Origin of the sequence: Flavobacterium sp. XS2P24, assembly GCF_030010285.1 — a bacterium.
Taxonomy (GTDB): Bacteria; Bacteroidota; Bacteroidia; order Flavobacteriales; family Flavobacteriaceae; genus Flavobacterium; species Flavobacterium algoritolerans.
The window spans coordinates 1-1,691 of the sequence record NZ_JASCRU010000070.1; the positions used below are offsets into that span (position 1 = coordinate 1).

At 38.1% G+C, this 1,691-nt stretch carries 1 protein-coding gene; it reads right to left on the reverse strand.

Translation table 11 applies throughout. The features are described from left to right. Nucleotides 1-94 precede the first annotated feature (94 nt). Complete coding sequence (locus QLS31_RS16200) at nucleotides 95-1,633, reverse strand: IS1182 family transposase (RefSeq protein WP_282744701.1); 1,539 nt, start codon at nucleotides 1,631-1,633, stop codon at nucleotides 95-97. Nucleotides 1,634-1,691: the final 58 nt, after the last annotated feature.

The window sequence follows — 1,691 nt, forward strand, 5'->3', positions numbered from 1 at the left end:
ACGTCAGGCAGTGAAAAAACCTCTTTTTTCTAATATAATCTTCAAATTTCACGATACCACAATTCAAATAAGGCCTTTTAAGAAGCCGCTTTTTTTAGGCTGCAAATTTACTTTGATAAAAAATGAAGTCTAATTGCAGCTTTATATACTTCGTTTTTAGCAAAAACAAGACTTTTGCCTTGTAAGGTGAGTTCCATTTTTTGAGTTTGGCAATCAGATCTGGAACGCCCAGGATATTGATACTGCGTTTGATATTATACACCAGCATAATCAGGCTGTGTTCTCCATTTACTTTTTCTAGTCCCGTTAAATTAGTGTGATTGTAGCCCCATTGGCGTTTAATAGTCCCAAAAATGTGCTCATTAATTTCTTGCCTCTTGCGGTAGAGCTGTGGGTTTTCATGATAGCGCTTGTTATTTTCTTCTACGGCATCGGCATATTGGCTTCGGTCGATTTCTCTGCCACCTGCTCTACTAGTACATAAATGTTTTACGGGACATGCTTTGCATTTTGGGGTTCGGTATTTTTTGAAATTATAGCTGTCGCTATCTGTAGTTTTCTTATGCCAACTGCCTGTAGTTTTTAGTGTTTCGCCTTGTGGGCAGCTATAGGTATCGGTGTCTTGATTGTATTGAAATTGGGCTACCAAATAATCCTTAGTCGTACCGTTTTGGTTACTTTTTCCTTGTTCTGGCTGTGCTACAATGGTAGTGATGTTGGCTTGTTTGCAGATTTCTATTTGTTTGCCATTATGATATCCTTTGTCCACCAGTGCGGTATAGGTTTCAATCCCTAGATTTTCTTTGGCTTCTATGGCAATGGCTGACAAGGCACTGCGATCGTTCTTGTTGATAGTGTGCGTGGCTACCACAAGATTGTGCTTGGCATCCACTGCAGCTTGGATATTGAATGAAATCTCGACTACTTGTCCTTGCACTAATAAGGCTCTGGCATCGCTATCGGTAGTACTTATTTGTGGCTCGCCACTGGCTTTTAATTTCTCTTCCAGTTGCTCATAACGCAACTTGTTCCCTTTCAATCGGTCTAACTTTTGTTGGATATTTTGGATTATAGCGGGGTTATCTTTGGCGTCATTTTCTTTCAAAGCATTTAAGTATTCTTGGGTTTTTACTTCAATATAATCTACATGTTTGTCGATTTTCTTTTGATTAAAATTGGCTTTCTTGCTATTGTGGGCTCGGCTTTTGGTACCATCGATAGCAATGGTTTCGCAACCTATCAAATCGGCATCTTTTAAAAAGAGAACATAGAGTTTGAATAGCTTTTTCAAGGCAATGGGATTGTTTTTTCTAAAATCGGATATGCTGTGGTAATTAGGAACAATAGCTTCTAAAAGCCATTGCATTTCCATGTTTCTCGAACATTCCTTTTCTAGATCTCGAGCACTTCTAACTCCGTTGAGATACCCATATAAATAGATCTTTAGAAACACTTTGCTATTGAAACTCGGGCGACCTTCAGCCTTGAGCGTTTTTACCGAAAAACCAAGCTTAGAGAGGGCAATATATTCGACAAAGGCATCTATAAATCGCACCTGATTATCGGGACTTATTGTATCTTCTAAACTTGAAAAACGCAGTTGTTGACGTGAAATACCTATGATGTGTTGCATGCTTAAAAATACGAAAAATCTTCTTTTTATACCAACATTTTGTTATATTTGTTAATAA

Excerpts from the sequence above, each read along its gene's own strand:
- QLS31_RS16200 (WP_282744701.1), bottom strand. The coding sequence starts at position 1,633 with ATGCAACACATCATAGGTATTTCACGTCAACAACTGCGTTTTTCAAGT.